Source organism: Zhongshania sp. R06B22, from assembly GCF_040892595.1.
Classification (GTDB): Bacteria; Pseudomonadota; Gammaproteobacteria; order Pseudomonadales; family Spongiibacteraceae; genus Spongiibacter; species Spongiibacter arctica.
The window spans coordinates 440,689-458,729 of the sequence record NZ_JBFRYB010000001.1; the positions used below are offsets into that span (position 1 = coordinate 440,689).

The window sequence follows — 18,041 nt, forward strand, 5'->3', positions numbered from 1 at the left end:
GGATGCAGATTTCCTGCATCCCGCTAGCACCACTTGTTATAAGCCTTAAATATCCAATTCGTCAAAATATCGAATGCTGGGTGCTTTCGATAACATGGAGCCAAGGGCCTCTAATGAACCGGATTCGGCTCTCCAAGTTAGGTATTTTTCATAGTGCTTTCTGGTTTCCCAGGTCTCTAAAAGAACTATATTCAAGGGATCGTCTTGGTTGCCAATAACTTGAAGGTTAATACATCCCTCATAGCTTCGAGTATCTGGAAGCGTACTTTCAAAAGTAGCTTTCAAATCGTCAATGCACTCTGGCTTAGATTGCACTTCTAGCATTACCTTTACGCTCATAACTCTCGTCCTCTTATAAAATGTATTTTCTAACCCAATGTTTTTAGGCAGCATTTCTACCGGAAGCCACCCCTTTTATAAAACTGTCCGTCTGCAAATGAGTCCGCATAAACCGAGAGATTTCAGCAATATCTTTGCGCGCCTCAGGTAGTATGCTGTAGAGAACTGGCCATGCATGTGGAACATCGTCACGGCTAAGTATTTCTACCCGCACGCCCTCTTTCCTAGCGCAGTGCGCAAACCGGTAGACATCATCTCGCATCGCTTCAATGTCGCTGACGGCCATCATGATGGGTGGTAGGCCTTGAAGGACGCCGTAAACCGGCGAGACATAGGGATCGCGGGGATCATGTCCGTTTAGATACATCTCACCCGCAAATTGTATAATCTGAGGTGTTAACACGCAGTCGGATTTAGCATTCGCTTTTCTCGAAGGCAGTTCGCTAGCAAAGTCGGTGATCGGCGACATGGCCACGACACAAGCCGGTAGGCGTAGACTTGAATCACACTCACCCGACGCAACGGTATCTCGCACGCGCAATAGGGTGCCCAGCGCTAAGTTGCCACCTGCGGAATCACCAATAATAGCCAATGGCTGCTTCGGGTAATCTGTAGCAAGTGCGCTATAAGCGTTAAAAACATCATCCAGGGGAGCGGGGTATGGCATCTCGGGGGCAAGGCGATAGTCTACCCAAAACACCCGCGCGTTTAGTCGTTTCGCCAGCTGGCCACAGATATTTGCATAGGTGGAAAACACACCACAAATAAATGCGCCACCGTGTACGTATAAAACCGTCGATGTGGGATTTTTGGTGCTCACACAATAGGCGGGACTTCCAGGCGGAACCCCTGGTGTATTGGCAATTGTGGTCTTGCGAACAGTCACACCGCTAGGCAGCATTGCAGGTGGCCGCACAAATTTAATGAGCCTGCGAGTTTGTTTAACCAGCTTATCATGGGTACTTAGGTCCCGAACCATCAATGCCCGAAAGGCCAGATCTAGGGTTTTCGCTGCTAGTGAAGACATAAGGATTTCCTGAAAAATTTACTTTAAACACAAGGATGCTAAACGATTTATTATTTAGTGAAAGCGGTATATTTAGTAAGCGCCCATAATCAATGTCTGGCCGCAGCCCACTTACTATTGAAAAATATATAATTTATTTTTTTAATTTTTACTAATACGTTTTATCTTAACAGTCCCGCTTATAGTCTCGCGGTGAGACGCCCGTCCAACGTCGAAAGGCGCGACTGAAATTACTCGGCCCATCAAAACCTAAGCTATAGGCAATTTGGCTGATATTCTTTTTATTCTCTTGTAAATGCTGTATCGCCAAGGTCTTTTTAATGCGTGCAACAATATCGCTAAAATTTTGCTTATGATCGCTTAAATTTTTCTTGAGTGAGCGCTCGCTGGTGCCAAGCTTCTTGGCAACATCCGTTAACTTGTACTCTGTACCGTTGGCAATACCTTCAATTATCAATCGCTCGCAGCGATGAACAAGGTCGCTCTGTTCGATTTCTGCCAAATACTCCACTATTTGCTGGTCATTCACGCGTGCCAGCTGTGGGTTGGCACCAGGTAGTCGCTTTGTAAATACATCTTTGCTAAAGATCGCGCTTAAATAATCACCGCCAGTCTCCACAGGACATTGGGTAGCTTCTTCAAACGCTGCAACTACTTTTGGGTGGGGGTGACCCGGTAAATAAAGTCTCAGTATCGGCAGCGACTCACCGTAAGCTTCTCTCATCATACTTAGGGCCGAGTAACCACCACATTCCAATAGCAGCTGCGCATTGGGCACGTTTTTGAGTTGCTCTTCATAAACGGTGGGGTTCCAGCCACCACTAATTCTGTAGTGGTCATCGAATTCTTGGTAGTCAAACGCAAAGGCCGAGCTAACGTATTGAGTAAACCGACATGCGCGCTCTAAAAAATCTTGCAAATTACTACTGCAGGAAAGTGCAAAACCTAATACATTAAGGTGTGATAACTTCATGTGCCCATAGAGTTTTAAGGCTGCGCAGGGGTCGTCACTGCCACGCTGGATCTCCTCCAAGGCTTGAATAATAGTAATGACTGGCACCCGGTCAACAGGATCATTTCTCGAGGGTGTAGTAATGCCGAGCTTGGCGAGAATCGTCCTGGGGTCTTTACCCTGTCTTTCAAGCACCCAAGCTAACAAGTTTAGGTGATTACTAGACACGTCGCTGATTCTTAAACCATTGCCAACTTTATTATTTTGTCGCTGGCGACCTGTCAGCTTGCTGCTCATTGGCGCTACCTGATAGAAAAGATTAATCGCCATTATACATAGTTCCCTCAACTTTATTAGAGTGCCGGAAGTCGGCTAATTCGCATCGCCAGAATCTGTTTAAAGCGTCATATGCCGGGTGATTAAACCCTCGATAGGACGGGGCAGCAGCGGTATTGCGCGGTAGAGTACCGAGGCTTCAATGCCTACTGGCACTTGCTCTTGGTTCTTCTGAATTGATTTAACAATCGCCTTAGCCACCAAGTCTGGTGAATGACCGAGTTTTTCAAAGATACCCGCGGTACGTTTTAGCTGTTCTTCGGTGCGGCCCACCATCCGGGTATTCGTTTTATATAGAGGGGTATTAATAACACCGGGGCAAATGACGCTTACGCCCACACCTTGGTCAGCCCAGTCTGAACGCAGACAGCGCGACATAGCCACTACCGCTGCCTTAGAAGCGCAATAAGCCGCTGCGCTGCGGCTCATCATATAAGCGGCTCCTGAGGCCACGTTGACCACGTGGCCACGACCGCGTTTTACCATGGCGGGGCCAAAGGCGTAGCAGCCATAACTTACACCATTTAAGTTGATACCCATTAACCAGTCCCAATCTTCAATAGACAAGTCTAAAAAGGGCCCACCACTACCCACACCCGCATTGTTGACTAAGATATCGACAGGCCCGCGTTCGGTCTCAACGATTTCGGCCAGTGCGAGCTGCGCTTTAGCATCGGCCACGTCACATTTGTAGGCCTGCGCCTTTGCGCCGAGCTTGCGACATTGTGCGGCGGTGTTTTCTGCAGCATCTAGCTCTATGTCTACACAAACAATATCTGCTGCTCCCATGCCGGCAAAGCGTAGCGCTGTTGCCTCGCCAATGCCGCTGCCAGCGCCGGTAATAACGGCACGTCCGCCTTTTATCAAATTAGTTGTCATAGTAAACGATGCCTTTTTGTCTAAAGTAATTATTAAAGAAAGTAGGGCTAGGGTGGATAACCCCCTGTCACTTTCAGCTAGTAGCAATTCTATTATTTATTCTTATATTCATTTTCATAACATGATTTTGACAATAGCCACTCTAACGATTTCCCCGAATAAACCGATAGTTATCCATCGATAAATACTTGGCTCTTAGTAGCATTTCCATCGACGTTGACGGCCTAGCAAGCGGCGCGTCACCGTGGTGATCAAAGTAATAACTGCTAGAATCGCCACAATTATTATTTAAAAATACAGTGCTTTGCTGGCGCTTTTGAATTTCTTCAAAGTATCTGTCGTGTACTTCCTGTTTTACCTCCACCACCTCGGCTCCGCGCTTGCGGGCTTCTTCAACACAGCGGGCCATATGGACGGCGTTGCCTTCGGCCATTACAAAGTACGAGGTCGCCGTCAGCGCATACGGTCCCATAAACATATAAAAATTCGGGTAGCCGGGCACCGTTAGACCTTCAAATGCCTGATAGCGGTTTGTATACCAATATTCACGCAGATCAATACCACCGCGCCCTAGAACCGGATAAGTGGGAAAGCTTTTTTTGCCGAATACCTCAAAACCAGTAGCCAATATTAAGACGTCAATTTCTCGTTCTTTGCCGTCTTTGGTTTTAATTCCGCTGGCGGTAATGCAGTCAATGGAATCTGTCACAAGCTCTACATTGTCGCGGCTAAAGGTTTTAAAATATTCATTGGAGAATGTAGGTCGTTTGCACCCAAAGCCATATTTTGGTGTGAGCTTCTTCCAAAGATCTGGCTGCTCCGGCAACTGCTTATGCAAGTTTTTGAGACAAACGTTTTCAAGCATTCGCACCAGCCACGGCATCTGCTTGAAATAAGTGACGCCAACAACCATGACCAGCTCGGTCAGGGCGTGGGTGCTCAGACGCATGCCTTTTTGTGCTGTGCTAGAAAGACGAAACAAGGTGCGCAGCCAAAAAGGCGTGCGTGCATCTGGTTTAGGAATAATCCAAATAGGCGTACGCTGGTAAACATCTAAGTGTTCAACTTGCTCAGCTATCTCGGGCACCACTTGCACACCAGTGGCGCCAGTGCCAATCAAGGCAACTCGCTTACCTGTTAAATCATAGTCTTGGTCCCAGCGGGCGGTGTGCATACACTTGCCCTGAAAGTCGTCAATCCCGCGTATGGTTGGTTTTTTTGGCTCTACCAAACTACCAACCGCAGACGTCAAATGGCGAGCTGTGAAAAACCCTTGATTAGTGTTTACTCGCCATAGCGATTTACTTTCGTCAAATTCTGCGCTATTTACCACAACACCAAAACGCGTAGACCGGTATAAGCCGTATTTACACGCCACTTTGCGCATATAGCGTTTTAACTCGGCTCCGGGCGCATACAGCCTAGACCAATCTGGGTTTTGCTCAAAAGAATAGGTGTAGACAAAAGACATAATGTCTACCGCAATGCCTGGGTAGTTATTATCGCGCCAAGTACCGCCAACGTCGTCTGCCCGCTCAAGTATTTGAAAGGATTCTATACCCCGACGTTTAAGCTCAATGGCGGCAGCCATACCCGATATTCCAGCGCCAATAATGAGCACTTCATAGTCGGGAATGCTCGTTGATACCGACTCCGGTTTAAGCTTCGTGAGCTTGGCGTCTTTAATATGTTGCTCTGCAGCACCCATGGTTCATCCTAGAATATTTGCGTGTAAATGTGATGTCCTAGCTTAGGTGCTATGCCGAATTTGATTTATACACTTCGCCAATAATCTTGGCGTATGTGCGCGGAGCAAACCGTTTAAGCCGCCACAATAAACGGCTGTCGAATTGCGGCATGATATACATATCACGTCTGTCTAAGGCATTTAGTGAAGTCCGCGCGACTTGTTCCGGCGTCTCAGAAAAAACCGAGGTACCAATAACCTTATTGGCCATCTTACTCGTGCGTTCTGACAATCTGCCATTGGCTACAACATTAGTTTTTACCGCGGATGGGCATAAGGCAGTAACCTGAATATCAGTGCCCGTTAGTTCGGCTGCCAATGTTTCTGACAGTGACATTACCGCAGATTTTGTAACGTTATATGTGGTAAATGATGGTACTGCCGTAAAGCCAGCTATAGAGGCGACATTAATAATGCCGCCGTAGCCAAGCTCTTTAAACTTAGGCGTGAAAAAGTGGCAGCCATGAATGACGCCCCACAGATTTACATCTAAACACCAGCGCCAGTCTTCCAGTGACACCTTGCCCATTGGCCCGCCAACCCACACGCCGGCGTTATTGATAAGCAAGGTAACGGGCCTACCAAGGAGTTCGTCTGCTTTATTGGCAAGGGTTTCCATTTGTGCGGCATCTGATACATCACACTGGTAGCCAATCGCCCGGCCTTCACCCAAAGATGACAATTCTTCAGCAACTGCCTTAGCACCTTGCTCGTCTACGTCTACACAAATTACAGAGCCGCCGCGGCGAACTATTTCATAGGCAAAGCCACGGCCAATCCCGCTGGCGGCGCCAGTAACAACGGCGGCGGCACCTTGCGAGGGTTTATAGGTCTTCCGTTTACGGCCAATCATGCTATTGCCTGCACATTAGTTTTTGCAGCTACTTTTTCAGAGCCACGGTTGGGGGAGTAGGTGCTGCCGTTTTGCGCCGCATGCCATTGGCGAAAGGCGTGATACGCTTGGACCGGATCACCGGTTTCATCATACTTTTCCTTCCATACATTTATCATAAAGCGGTTGTCGTTATCCCAGGGGTGAAATTTCGGTGAGAGAAAAGGGACGACCTCAGAGACGAAGGTCTTAGTGAAAATACCGGGACTAAAGAGCAGCTTTTTGGCGGTCTTAGCGGCTGAGCGAACATTGGTGATCTGTTTGTCTTTAACTAGTAAATAAATCCAGCTCAGGTGGGCTGCGGTAAATAGGGTACTGACACCCAAACCCAGCGTGGCCATGAGTACCGCATAGCTGTAAGCGCCTTCACCGCAGGTGTCTTTATAGACGTCGAAGCTTACCGACTTATGTTCAACTTCTTCAACAAAATGCCAAAAGGCCAGCGCCGCAACATCTTCTGGTGTGTCATCCCACAGCTCGGGGTTTTCTAGCATAGCGGCAGACAGTGTTGCCGTAAAATGCTCGCCGGTCGCCGCAAAAGCGAATTTCATAACGTCGGGCAAATAGCGATCATAGGCGGAGAAAATGGCATCAACCATCATCCCTGCATTTTTTATCGGCAAGCCCTGCGACGCCAATACTTTGTTCAGGCCATCGTGGGCCTTGGCGTGACTGCCCTCTTGCCTAATAAAAGCGATAGCTGCCTTGCGAATGGAGGGGTCACTAATTTTATCAAGCTGCTTGGTGGTAGCCTTCATTACAAAGCGCTCGCCACGGGGCACATTGCAGAAAATAGCGTTCATATAATGAGTGAGCCAAGGGTCTTTATCCAACCAGTAACGTGGAATCTTGGCTTCGTCCAAATTAAACGCAACATTGCGATGCTGAACAACATCGTTGTAGTCAATTTTTTGTCTAGCCGAAGTCATCTTCTTGCTCCATTTTTATCGTTTTTATCTGTGTACAGACGTTAGCACCTTGCCTGCTGGCGAATTAGTCATTTTGGGCACCATTGAAGTCCGCTTTGGCGGATTATGATTGCTATACACCCAGCGACGACCCTATTACTCAAACAGTAACGATTGTGCTCGGTGAGTCGGCACTTAAGCTCAAATTATTTTAGGCACTATCAAGCCAATAGGGCCGTCGCCGATACCATCTAAAGGCTTGCGCATATTGATTAAGTCAGCAAGATATTGGCACAGCTGGAAGGCGATACTAGAAGGGAAAAAGCCTAGATCGAAAAGCGATATGCCAAGCGGACTTGCAAGATAGTAAGGTGGTTGATAAGTATAGTTGAAGGAGCGTTATCACCTTTTAGCCGGCATCCTGCTTGAGCCGACATTAAGAGTGACATTCACGAAAGTGCTTGTTCAGAGTAAAAGTATTTTTATGGCTGCAACGATTTGTTGGCAGTTCATGCTTTTGTGAGAAGTACTGAGCCACAGCCAATCATTAGGGTTCCACCCAGCTTTCTTGGCAAGTCCGACGCCACCCTATGCCGCAGCTTAGCAACGATTCGCGATGCAAATACCGCATAGGCCAACTTCACGCCACCAACGGTCACAATGGTAATCATTGCTACCGCTAATACGTCACCAGCGCCGATCTGATCCATTTCAATCAAGCTGGGAAAAAGGCTGGCATAAAATAATATTGCTTTAACGTCGCCTAGTGTCAGAAATAGCCCCGCCAGAAAATCTGTAAAATAGGAGGCTTTAGTAACAGGCGTACTCTGAAATTCCAGAGATGATTTGGATCTGAGAATGGTCAGTCCCAGCCAAATTAAATAAATGCCACCACAATATTTAGCCACAGAAAACAGGGCGCCGAGCCACTCCGCCAAAACGCTCATGCCCGCCAGCGCCATTGCGACGAATATCAAATCACCCGCCACCACGCCTAGCGCGGTGAAAGCCCCACTCATTCGCCCGGAGCTGACAGATCTGGCCACTACCAAAGCGACACTCGAGCTTGGCATTGCAGCCAATGGCAGCATCACTAAGAAAAGCGTTATTGCTTCAAACATAGCCATGCCTGATTGAAACTCCTTTTTTACGCAGCAAGTATAGAAATGATCAGCATAGCGGCATCATTCGTTGTTGATTTATTATGAGTGAATTTTTCGCGCAATAATGAAAACATTCATACCATGATGTCATTTCCTGCTGATGAAAAAGCCGAAGTCTTGAATTTCAGTTGCTAGCTGTTCTTTCGTTACCATAAAAATGTCGGGTATAAACCCAAGTAGCTTTCCGAGTGGCTGCTCTGGTAAAAATCTATTTTAATTTAGAGTCCAAGTAGTCAAATATTGAATCCGACCAATCTGGTGCAAATACATTTGTTTCCATCGATTTCTTGGATACGATTTCTACGCGACATTGCTGATTCTCGTAATCTTCTACGAAAATTGCTACATTTTCTCCGTAGCTAAAAGCGGTTATTCCTCTTTGAGCCAAAATCATGTTTGAGGACTCATTCGCGGTCACCAGTTGTAATCCTACGGAATTAACGGCCTCTACAGCTACAGGCCATACTTCTGATTTCGATTTTTCATAAATTCTATGTGGCCCGGTCCCCTTCGCTGCTATCGAATCAGCCATAGTAGTGCAGCCGGATACAAAAATAATGGCAACAAATAAAGATATAAGTCTAATCATTTTCATTGAAATCTCCGTAGTTGGGTTTAATATTAACGCCTAGCGCACGGGCAATTATGATGATAGCTACTCCCCAAAAGATATTTTGCTTAAACGCGACAATGAGAAGGCCCAACCCGCCAATAATGAAAATGATAAGGCCAAAAAAAGAAATGGTTCCCATGCATTACTTCTCCGTTAATTCTCAATACCAGCCCGGCTGACACATAACAGTTCGTTACAGAGAGTAGGGCTACTTATCAAAGGGAGGGTCTCAACGGAAGTTAAACATTATTGGGGAATTCAAGGAGGTAGTCGCAACGGTATTAGCACGCCGTGGACAAATGAAGATTAATTCCCTTTATTCCTGCCTAACATCCCTTTTCCTTGATCATATACCCACGTAAGTATAATTCAATAACTTAGGGATTTAATTTACGAAAGAATAGCTTCTGTCTCTTAATCATGGAATTTTGGCTGCGTCGATCTGGCGGTTTTACCACGAATTAAGCGTATCATACTGGAGAGGGAGAGTTACTAGAGTCTAAGTTACGAACCATCCTAGCCTTGGGGTTTAACTCTTATATTCTCACTTTGGCGTGGCTTGCAGCGGGCTTAGATTCTGGCGTGGTTTGGCTTGGGTGTTTAGGTGGTTTTGATAGGTATAGTTCGGTTGCGCCGAGACAATGTCACTCATTAAGCGCCCAACTATAACGGTGAGTACCGCTCCCATGGAGCTTAAGAACCAGGCGAGTGCGGCAAGTTCGCGAAGTGGGTATAGGCTGAGCACGATCACTAGCTTATAGGCGAAGATAAAGGCGACAGGGGGCGATAGTAGTGCTGCGCTTAATACGCCATAAAAGCTTTTAGGGCGATGATGCTTGCCACTGTGGAGTTGATAGAGGACGAGGCCGAGTATACCGCCAATAGCCGCAAGCAGGGCCGCGCTTACATAGGGTGTGATCGCCAGCAGCACTGGCGTTGGGAGCCAGACCCACAGAGAAAAGCTGGTAATAAACCAAATCGGCAAGCCGAATTGGGCTAGTTTAATCAGCACGTAGTACCTCGTAATAGGAATCAATCAAAGTTAGTTAGCGGGTTTACGTAGAAAATCACTAGGTTGATTTTGAAGGTTTTTGTGAAGTAGGTCGGATGTCGTCCGCTTACCGGCTTTATATCAGTGAGATGCAGAGGTCGATCTTGTTGTTGTTAAGGCCCTGCTCAGCGCAGGGGTGCGGGAGTCCGGGTGCGAAAAGTATTATACGAGCCACCGGGTAATTGCTAAGCTATGTTGAATTTCGGACATGGCTGGCGGCGGGCGAATGTACTCCTCGCCGGTTTCTTTGACACCACTCACCTGCAAACCAGCGGGGACAAGAATGAAAAGTTGGGATTTCTGCCGAAGTGTTACCAGCGTCCAAATCTTGGTGGCGCTGGGCTTGGAATATGGCGCAAGCTTGTCGGCTTTACTCCGCGATACCGGACTTGACCGGGCGAGCATCGATAACCCGGAAACGGTGGTTGAGGCCAGCAGTGAAATGGCGGTTGTCCGTAATTTACTTGCTGAATTGCCGAGCGTAGCGGGTTTAGGTCTATTGGCTGGTGCTCGCTACCACCTTTCTGCCTATGGTATTTGGGGCTTTGCGCTGGCCAGCAGCCCAACCACCCGCAAGGCGATGGAGTTGTCGCAAAATTATCAGGAGCTCACCTTTGTCTTTTCGGGTTTTACCGTAAAGGAGGAGGGCGAGCACGCCAGTTTGATGTTTGATAGTTCTGATGTCCCTAGGGATATTACCTTGTTCTCGATAGAGCGGGAAATTCATGCCGCGATGATTATTATGCGCGAGATCGGCGGACCAAAATTAGGGTCAGAGTGGGTGCGGTTTCAGCATGCCCGGCCTCCACATGCTGAGCTTTACGAAACCTTCTTTGGTGGCCGCGTGGATTTTTCGGCGCCGCGCAATGAATTGATATTTCCCCGTACCTTGTTAGATGAGCCCCGTGTAGTGGGTAACAACGCAACCGCCAGTTTATTAGATAAGCAGTGCTCCGAGTTGGTCGCCAAGCGCATGGCAAGGCAGGGGGTGTCAGGGAAGGTTCGCGATATCTTATTGCGACAGCGACCTATGAGTATGGATATGGAGTTAGTGGCGGAATCACTGTGTATGACGTCGCGAACCCTACGCAGAAAGCTCGCCGCCGAGAGCACCTCCTTCCGCCAATTAGTGGATGAGATACGCATGACGCTGGCTGAAGAAATGCTCACCGGAACCCGGCTTAGCGTAGAACAAATTGCCGAGCGACTTTGCTACGCAGACGCTTCCAGTTTCTCACAAGCCTTTAAACGTATGAGCGGCCAAACCCCAGGGGTATTGCGCAAGCAGGGCCGCAGGGTTTAGACCTCGGGAATATCACTAGGCGCTAGCTATCGTATCCTTCGATGGGATAAAACTCATGGCGCGCTCAGTTAGGGCGGTGATGGTCAGGCTGGGATTAACGCCAAGATTGGCGCCGAGCATAGAGCCGTCGCAGACATAGGCATTTTTATAGCCAAACAAACGATTCTGGCTGTCGATTACCCCGTCATTGCTAGACTCTCCCATACCGCAGCCACCCATGCAGTGCGCCGTGGTGGGAACATTAAAAAATAATTCTGATACCACACTGGCACCTGTGCCGTTCATTTGCTCGGCACTGTCGGCGACAAATTTATTAGCTGCTGGAATAAACGAAGGAATGGGATCACCCTCCGTTTGCAGAACCTTGTTGAAGGGGAAATACCAAGGACGGCGGTAACGCATATTCAAGTGGCCGTCGACGGTTTGCATGCACAGAAAAATAATAGTCTCTTTGGCAAAGCCGACTGGATTACAGGCGCGGGCCATTTTAATAGGGTGACGCAAAAAGGAAGACAGCAGCGTGAAAAGCCATAAAAGTGGGCGGCCGATACCGGGTTTACCGCCGGTTAAGGGCGTAAATAGCAGGCTGAGTAAATCGTGGCCCTCGCCGTAACGGGTGGCTTCAATATGGGTGTGTTCGTCAAGATAGAATCCCGAGCCAATAGCCACGCCTTTAGACATATCTTCAGCACCGGAGAATCGCAACGCTAACAAGGATTCGGAATTGGTGCGGACGCGCTTGCCCAGTTCATCAGAAATATTTGGCATGGAGCCAGATTGTTTCAACTTAAATAATAGCTCTTGGGTACCTAAAGAACTTGCTGAGAAAATAACTTTCTTGGCGGTAAAGCGCCGTTTATTTTTCCCGAATGGTGATGTGCCGTGAGCGGTAAAAATTTCGTAGCCATGTTCGCCATCAGCATTTTCTAATGGTTTGACATTAGTGACACGCGTCTCCTCAAAAACCTTGGCGCCCTTTTTCTCGGCAAGATACAGATAATTTTTATCTAGCGAGTTTTTCGCGTCATGGATGCAGCCGGTCATGCAACTGCCGCAGCCTATGCAGCTATAGCGGTCGGGGCCTTCGCCGTCAAAATACGGATCAGCATAGCGCTTGCCACCGGTGGTATCGTCGTCATCACCAAAGAAAACACCGACTTCGGTTTTATAATAGGTGTCGTGTCTTTTCTGGGCGATCGCCATTTTCTCTAGGGCAAAATCTGCGGCGGCGGGGCGTTTGTTGGTATTTACACCCAGCATACGCTGGGCGGTTGCGTAGTGATCTGGCATTACCGCTTGCCAATTATCTAAACCTGCCCAGCTGCCGTCAGTCCAAACAGAATTGGGTGGAACCAGCAAGGTATTGGCATAGGTTACTGACCCGCCCCCCACGGCGTTGCCGTGTAAGACCATAACGTGCTTGAAAAAACGTAAGCTAAAAAATCCGCGCAGACCAAGCAGTGGCCGCCACATAAAATTCCAAATCTTCCAGTTTGTCGATGGCATATTGGACGCGTCCCAGCGCCGGCCCATTTCCATTATGCCAACCGAATAGCCCTTCTCGCTAAGGCGTAAAGCCGAAACGCTGCCGCCAAACCCTGAGCCAATAATGATTACGTCGAAATCGTATTTTGCGGTCATGAAATATTGCCTAACTGTTATTAGCTAGCGAATCAAAATGATAATCTGATAGCTTAAAGTCTTGGTTCCGGCGCCGGAATGTAAAGGTAAAGCCCGGCCATAATTGGGTGATCTTGCCGGTGCGATGCTTATACCAGCTGTCGCAGCCGGTCGCCCATATCGAGCCGCCTAATAATTTTTGTAGGCCTTCATTATACTCTTGCTGCACGGCTAATTTCACTTCGACAGTTGCTGAGCTATTTTCTTCCATGGTCTGGAGCACGCGGCTAATCGCATTCACTTGGGTTTCGATCATATACACCATGGAGCTGTGACCAAGGGTGACATTGGGGCCAACAATAAAGAAGAAATTAGGGAAGCCGTGAACGCTGGCACCTAAATAGGCCTCCTCACCGTCTTTCCATGCCTCTGCCAGTTGCAGACCATCGCGGCCGTAGATTTTCCCTGCGATGGGATTGTCGGTGGCGTAAAAGCCGGTGCCGAAAATAATGCAGTCGACTTCACGTTCGACATTGTCATTAGTGACAATGCTGTGTTCGCGAATCTCTTTTATACCGTCGGTAACAAGATCTACATTGGGTTTTTGTAGGGCCGGATACCAGCCATTGGAAATAAGAATACGCTTGCAACCCACCGGGAAGTTGGGCGTGAGTTTTGGCCACATCGCCGGGTCTGTCACCTGACGCTGCATGTGGTTTGTGGCTGCGCGTCGAAATAATTTCATCAGTGCGGGATGAAGTACCATACCCAGTACACGGGTTTCGTTTTGGCAATAAATCTTGGCGCGAACGATTTTTTGAACGAAGGGGATATGCTTAAAAATCCACTTCTCGAATCGGCTATAGGGCCGGTCGCCACGGGGGATTATCCAGTTGGGTGTGCGCTGAAAAACCGATAGTTGCTTAGGTACACCGGCAATCTCTGGCACAAACTGAATAGCTGATGCGCCGGTGCCGATAACCGCGACCCGTTTGCCCGGCAGCGCGTAGTCGTGATCCCAGTTTGCCGAGTGAAAGTGATGACCGGTGAAGGTCTCTACGCCCGGAATGTCGGGGAGCTTTGGCTCAGCTAAACCACCGTTGCCGCTGATAACAAAGCGCGCTTTAAAATTGCCGCCGCTGGTGTTGACCAACCACTGGCCGCTAATTTCGTCATAGGTGGCTTTGCTGAGGCTGTGATCAAAGCAGATATGTGAGCGCAGCTGATATTTGTCGGTGACTTTTTGCAAATAGCTTTCTAGCTCGGGCTGGCTGGGATAGACCCGTGACCATTCGGCGTTCGGCTCAAAGGAAAAGGAATACAGATGGGATGGCACATCGCAAGCGGCCCCCGGGTAGTGATTATCACGCCAGGTGCCGCCGACATCGTTGGCGCGCTCGATGATGGTGAAGTCATTGATACCCATCTCTTTTAGGCGGATGGCCATGCCTAGACCGGCGAAGCCGGTGCCCACTATCAGTATTTTTGTCTCGGTATAGTTTGCGCTGTCGCCAGAATCTAGATTAGCCATAAAATGTTCCTATTATTGTCATGAGCGCGGAAAATACAGCGTGTAATCATATAGTGAAATTCGCCAATTTATAGGAGGGAAGCGGACATTCACTGTAGAATTTCGGACATGCGGTGGCGTTCGCTGAGCGCGGAATATATCCGGCGCTATATGTTCGAAGGCAGTGCTGCGCCGGCTGGGTCTTTAACTGGCGGCCATCTTCTTTTGGATGAAGTGTAGGCCCGCATGTATCAGCCCAAAAAAAGCAGCAGCCAAAAGGCCCATGCTAATTCCAATGTATAAAAATAGATCCGGCGCCTTCATCATCATCGACATCAGCGATTCTTGATAGAAAAAGAACCACTGATGATCATCGGGAAATATCCAGCGGTGCGCCGCGTAAAAAACCTCTACCCACCCCACTGATATGACGGCAATAGCGACACCTCCCAGCAGTACTGAATTCACGGCGAGTAATTGCTTATAGCTGGGCAGCGGCCATGAGCGGATCATGAATAGCGTCACTAGCCCAAGCCACAGTGCCAGCATATAGGGCTCTAATTTTTGGGTGAGGGTGATTAGGTTTGACACGTCTTGCAGATGCACTATCTCGGCATGATGTAGCAACGGTATTTTGACATTGGCTTTAGGCGAATAGTAAATATCTTGTAAGCCATGCCCCTGTTGGGTAACGGCTTGGCAAATCTGCTGGAATATCGCAATGCGCTGCGCGCGGTCAGTGTCTTCAAAGCCGCTGCGATAGCGGTTTTGCGGGCCGGTTTCAGCGATGGTTTCAGCAATACCAATATTGTCATGCCAAAAACCATAGAAAAAATCGACGCTGAATAAGACATGCCAGCTTAGGTACAGGCACAGAATGAGGCTCAATGTGCTGTATACAAGGTTTCTTAGGGGCAATATAGATTTCTTAAACATGAAACATAGCGTGTTTGGGTGCCTTCGTAGCTATCTATATAATGTCGGCGGTAACTATAGCATCATAGAAATATCTTGAGCATCATAGAAATAGCTTGGTCTTCACGGCCTTAGTCAGCCCCAGAATTTGCGTCGCTGTTTGTCACACCATGCAGATAAAATTTCTGGTAACTGTTCAGACAAATCTACCTAGAGTGACGAATGAAACCTGCCGCCCCAGCTACATTCCCCCAGACATTGCATCCACGGCGCATTCTGCAGATTTTAGATGACATTGATGCTTCGCCGCCAAGTTATACATTGAATCGGCCGCAGGCCCTGAGACGGGTGTTTGCGGTGCTGGCTTGCGTATCATTATGTCTGTTGCTCATTCACTACCTTAAGTATTCCAGTGTATTTTTAGACCTGCTGCGGCTTTTCAGTGAGGCGACCGAAAACGCGCCCAATTATTGGTATTTGAAAATCCGTCAAACCGGTTTTTTAGAGTTGGCGACCTACGCCTGGTGGACCTCGTGGCATATTGTCGGTTATGTGCTTATTCCAGCCTTGATGATTAAATATCTATTTCGCGACCGCCTCGTAAATTTCGGCTGGCGTTGGAACGAGACCTCACAGCACTGGCGAGCCTATGCATTGCTGCTGTCACCGATCCTGGTGTTTATTGTGATCGCGTCGTTTAATCGCGAATTCTTGGCCCACTACCCTTTTTATAAACAGGCCGGACGCAGCTGGTTCGATTTTATTGCCTGGGAGACGCTATATTTAACGCAATTTATTTGCTTGGAGTTTTTCTTTCGCGGCTTTTTCTTACAGGCATTGCGCCCTGCGGTGGGCGCAAATGCGGTGTGGATAATGTGTGTGCCGTATTTGATGATTCATTTTCCTAAGCTGTGGCCAGAGGCTTTTGGTGCAATTTCCTTTGGCTTGTTTTTGGGGATTTTAGCTCTGCGCTCTAGATCAATATGGGGCGGATTTTTTGTTCACGCTGGTGTTGCGGTGGGAATGGATGTGGCGTCATTATTTCAGCAGGGCCGTATACCAAAGGTATTTTGGCCGTTTTAGAAGACCTTAGCTGTGCTATTGTCGGTATAGAAGATTAGTTGCTCTAGGCCTTGCTGAGCTGCGATTTTAGCTAGGTTTTGGAAATAATAATTTAGTTTGATATTTTGTAAGCTTGCGCGGCATCGCTAAGATCAACAAAGCCATGCATCCGCTATATTCAAGGTCATGCCCTAATATTTTGGGATGACGCATTTTAGGCCACTAGCTTTTTCTACTCGGGTTCAAATTATGTTAACGCTCAACAGACCGGAATTATTTCGCCAGCAAGCCTATATCAATGGCCTGTGGCTTAACGCAGCATCTGGCGAAACCACCTCGGTGTATAACCCTGCGAATGGCGAGTTACTGGGCACAATTCCCCGTCTCAGCGACCTTGAAACTCGCGCTGCAATCGACTCTGCCGAATTGGCTTGGAGCCCGTGGCGCAAGCTGACAGCCAAAGAGCGCAGCATTTTTTTACGGCGCTGGTTTAATTTGATTCAAGCCAACGCCGAAGACATCGCCCAGATTATGACCGCAGAGCAGGGCAAGCCCCTGGCCGAGGCGCGGGGCGAAGTTCAGTATGCGGCGTCTTTTATTGAGTGGTTTTCTGAAGAAGCTAAGCGGACCTACGGCGATGTTATTCCCAGCCCAGCCAGTGATAAACGCCTGATAGTGGTCAAGGAGCCGGTGGGTGTGTGTGCAGCCATTACACCGTGGAATTTCCCCGCCGCCATGATTACTAGAAAAGTGGCGCCGGCCTTAGCGGCGGGTTGTACGATGTTAGTCAGGCCCGCTGATTCCACTCCGTTTACGGCATTGGCATTGGCGGCCTTGGCTGAAGAGGCGGGTATACCCGCTGGGGTTTTTAATGTTCTCACCGGCAAGTCGCGGGTCATTGGTGCGGAGTTCACATCCAGCCCTAAAGTGCGCAAGTTGTCCTTCACCGGATCTACTGAAGTGGGTCGAAAATTAATGGAGCAGTGTGCGCCGACCTTAAAGAAACTGTCTTTAGAGCTGGGCGGCAATGCACCATTTATTGTGTTCGAGGATGCTGACTTAGATGCCGCGGTTGAGGGCGCAATGGTGTCTAAATTCCGCAATACTGGTCAGACCTGTGTGTGTACCAATCGCTTTTATGTTCACGATAAAGTCTATGCGAGTTTTACTGAAAAACTGGCTAAGGCAGTGGCTGCGCTTAAAGTAGGTAATGGCGTTGACGAGGGTGTGTCGCAGGGACCGCTGATTGACGAGGCTGCGGTGTTAAAGGTCGAGCAGCATATTGAAAACGCCTTAGGTTTGGGGGCCAAGATTTTAAGTGGCGGTAAGCGCCATGCTCTTGGGGGAAGTTTCTTTGAGCCAACAGTGCTTACTGAAGTAAGCCAAGAGATGCTGATTGTTCATGAGGAAACCTTTGGGCCGGTTGCGCCGATACTGCGTTTCCACAGTGATGATGAGGTTATTCGACTCGCCAATGATACTGAGTTTGGTTTGGCGAGTTACTTTTACAGCCGCGATATTGCTCGGGTGTGGAAGGTGGCTGAGGCGCTAGAGTACGGCATGGTGGGCATTAACACCGGCTTAATTTCAAATGAAGTGGCGCCCTTCGGTGGTGTAAAACAATCTGGTTTTGGTCGTGAAGGTTCGCACTACGGTATTGATGAATACCAAATTGTGAAATACATGTGCATGGGTGGTCTTGAGTAGACGCCGACGCCAAAGCT

17 protein-coding genes are annotated in these 18,041 nt (G+C 48.4%); 3 read left to right on the forward strand and 14 right to left on the reverse strand.

Annotation, left to right across the window (positions count from 1 at the left end; translation table 11 throughout):
- Positions 1 to 45: 45 nt before the first annotated feature.
- From AB4875_RS01965 to AB4875_RS02015, 11 genes are all read right to left on the reverse strand, one after another.
- A complete protein-coding gene (locus AB4875_RS01965) occupies positions 46 to 339 on the reverse strand; it encodes a putative quinol monooxygenase (protein ID WP_368374357.1) in 294 nt (97 codons plus the stop codon).
- A 43-nt stretch (positions 340 to 382) separates the two neighbouring features.
- The gene (locus tag AB4875_RS01970) at positions 383 to 1,366 is read right to left on the reverse strand and encodes an alpha/beta hydrolase (protein ID WP_368374358.1); all 984 of its coding nucleotides are present in this window, start codon (positions 1,364 to 1,366) and stop codon (positions 383 to 385) included.
- Between the two features lie 166 nt (positions 1,367 to 1,532).
- Complete coding sequence (locus AB4875_RS01975) at positions 1,533 to 2,648, reverse strand: helix-turn-helix domain-containing protein (RefSeq protein WP_368374359.1); 1,116 nt, start codon at positions 2,646 to 2,648, stop codon at positions 1,533 to 1,535.
- A gap of 66 nt (positions 2,649 to 2,714) precedes the next feature.
- Complete coding sequence (locus tag AB4875_RS01980) at positions 2,715 to 3,533, reverse strand: SDR family NAD(P)-dependent oxidoreductase (protein WP_368374360.1); 819 nt, start codon at positions 3,531 to 3,533, stop codon at positions 2,715 to 2,717.
- Between the two features lie 142 nt (positions 3,534 to 3,675).
- Positions 3,676 to 5,241, reverse strand: coding sequence for a flavin-containing monooxygenase (locus AB4875_RS01985; protein ID WP_368374361.1), 1,566 nt, complete (start codon positions 5,239 to 5,241; stop codon positions 3,676 to 3,678).
- A 49-nt stretch (positions 5,242 to 5,290) separates the two neighbouring features.
- Positions 5,291 to 6,133 carry an SDR family NAD(P)-dependent oxidoreductase gene (locus AB4875_RS01990; protein ID WP_368374362.1) on the reverse strand — a complete coding sequence of 281 codons (843 nt, stop codon included), beginning with the start codon at positions 6,131 to 6,133 and terminating at the stop codon, positions 5,291 to 5,293.
- Complete coding sequence (locus AB4875_RS01995; RefSeq protein WP_368374363.1) at positions 6,130 to 7,101, reverse strand: metal-dependent hydrolase; 972 nt, start codon at positions 7,099 to 7,101, stop codon at positions 6,130 to 6,132. Before AB4875_RS01995 ends, AB4875_RS01990 begins: the two co-directional genes overlap by 4 nt.
- A gap of 488 nt (positions 7,102 to 7,589) precedes the next feature.
- On the reverse strand, positions 7,590 to 8,207 hold the full coding sequence (locus AB4875_RS02000) for a LysE family translocator (protein ID WP_368374364.1): 618 nt from the start codon (positions 8,205 to 8,207) through the stop codon (positions 7,590 to 7,592).
- A gap of 244 nt (positions 8,208 to 8,451) precedes the next feature.
- Positions 8,452 to 8,838 carry a hypothetical protein gene (locus AB4875_RS02005; protein WP_368374365.1) on the reverse strand — a complete coding sequence of 129 codons (387 nt, stop codon included), beginning with the start codon at positions 8,836 to 8,838 and terminating at the stop codon, positions 8,452 to 8,454.
- A complete protein-coding gene (locus AB4875_RS02010; RefSeq protein ID WP_368374366.1) occupies positions 8,825 to 8,995 on the reverse strand; it encodes a hypothetical protein in 171 nt (56 codons plus the stop codon). The genes AB4875_RS02005 and AB4875_RS02010 overlap by 14 nt, the downstream gene beginning before the upstream one ends.
- A 405-nt stretch (positions 8,996 to 9,400) precedes the next feature.
- Complete coding sequence (locus AB4875_RS02015) at positions 9,401 to 9,868, reverse strand: hypothetical protein (RefSeq protein ID WP_368374367.1); 468 nt, start codon at positions 9,866 to 9,868, stop codon at positions 9,401 to 9,403.
- 322 nt (positions 9,869 to 10,190) lie between these two features.
- On the opposite strand from AB4875_RS02015, the gene AB4875_RS02020 reads away from it, so the two are divergent.
- A complete protein-coding gene (locus tag AB4875_RS02020; RefSeq protein WP_368374368.1) occupies positions 10,191 to 11,210 on the forward strand; it encodes an AraC family transcriptional regulator in 1,020 nt (339 codons plus the stop codon).
- Between the two features lie 15 nt (positions 11,211 to 11,225).
- Here the strand turns inward: AB4875_RS02020 and choxAB are convergent, their stop codons facing one another.
- The 3 genes from choxAB to AB4875_RS02035 all read right to left on the reverse strand — a co-directional run bounded on the left by choxAB (position 11,226) and on the right by AB4875_RS02035 (position 15,276).
- Positions 11,226 to 12,851, reverse strand: coding sequence for a cholesterol oxidase (choxAB, locus tag AB4875_RS02025; protein WP_368374369.1), 1,626 nt, complete (start codon positions 12,849 to 12,851; stop codon positions 11,226 to 11,228).
- A gap of 10 nt (positions 12,852 to 12,861) precedes the next feature.
- The gene (locus tag AB4875_RS02030; protein ID WP_368374370.1) at positions 12,862 to 14,361 is read right to left on the reverse strand and encodes a flavin-containing monooxygenase; all 1,500 of its coding nucleotides are present in this window, start codon (positions 14,359 to 14,361) and stop codon (positions 12,862 to 12,864) included.
- A gap of 183 nt (positions 14,362 to 14,544) precedes the next feature.
- Complete coding sequence (locus AB4875_RS02035; protein WP_368374371.1) at positions 14,545 to 15,276, reverse strand: lipoprotein intramolecular transacylase Lit; 732 nt, start codon at positions 15,274 to 15,276, stop codon at positions 14,545 to 14,547.
- Between the two features lie 201 nt (positions 15,277 to 15,477).
- Here AB4875_RS02035 and AB4875_RS02040 point away from each other — a divergent pair, with 201 nt between their 5' ends.
- Both AB4875_RS02040 and AB4875_RS02045 read left to right on the forward strand, forming a co-directional pair.
- The gene (locus AB4875_RS02040; protein ID WP_368374372.1) at positions 15,478 to 16,338 is read left to right on the forward strand and encodes a CPBP family glutamic-type intramembrane protease; all 861 of its coding nucleotides are present in this window, start codon (positions 15,478 to 15,480) and stop codon (positions 16,336 to 16,338) included.
- A gap of 228 nt (positions 16,339 to 16,566) precedes the next feature.
- Positions 16,567 to 18,024, forward strand: a complete 1,458-nt coding sequence (locus tag AB4875_RS02045; protein WP_368374373.1) for an NAD-dependent succinate-semialdehyde dehydrogenase — start codon at positions 16,567 to 16,569, stop codon at positions 18,022 to 18,024.
- Positions 18,025 to 18,041: the final 17 nt, after the last annotated feature.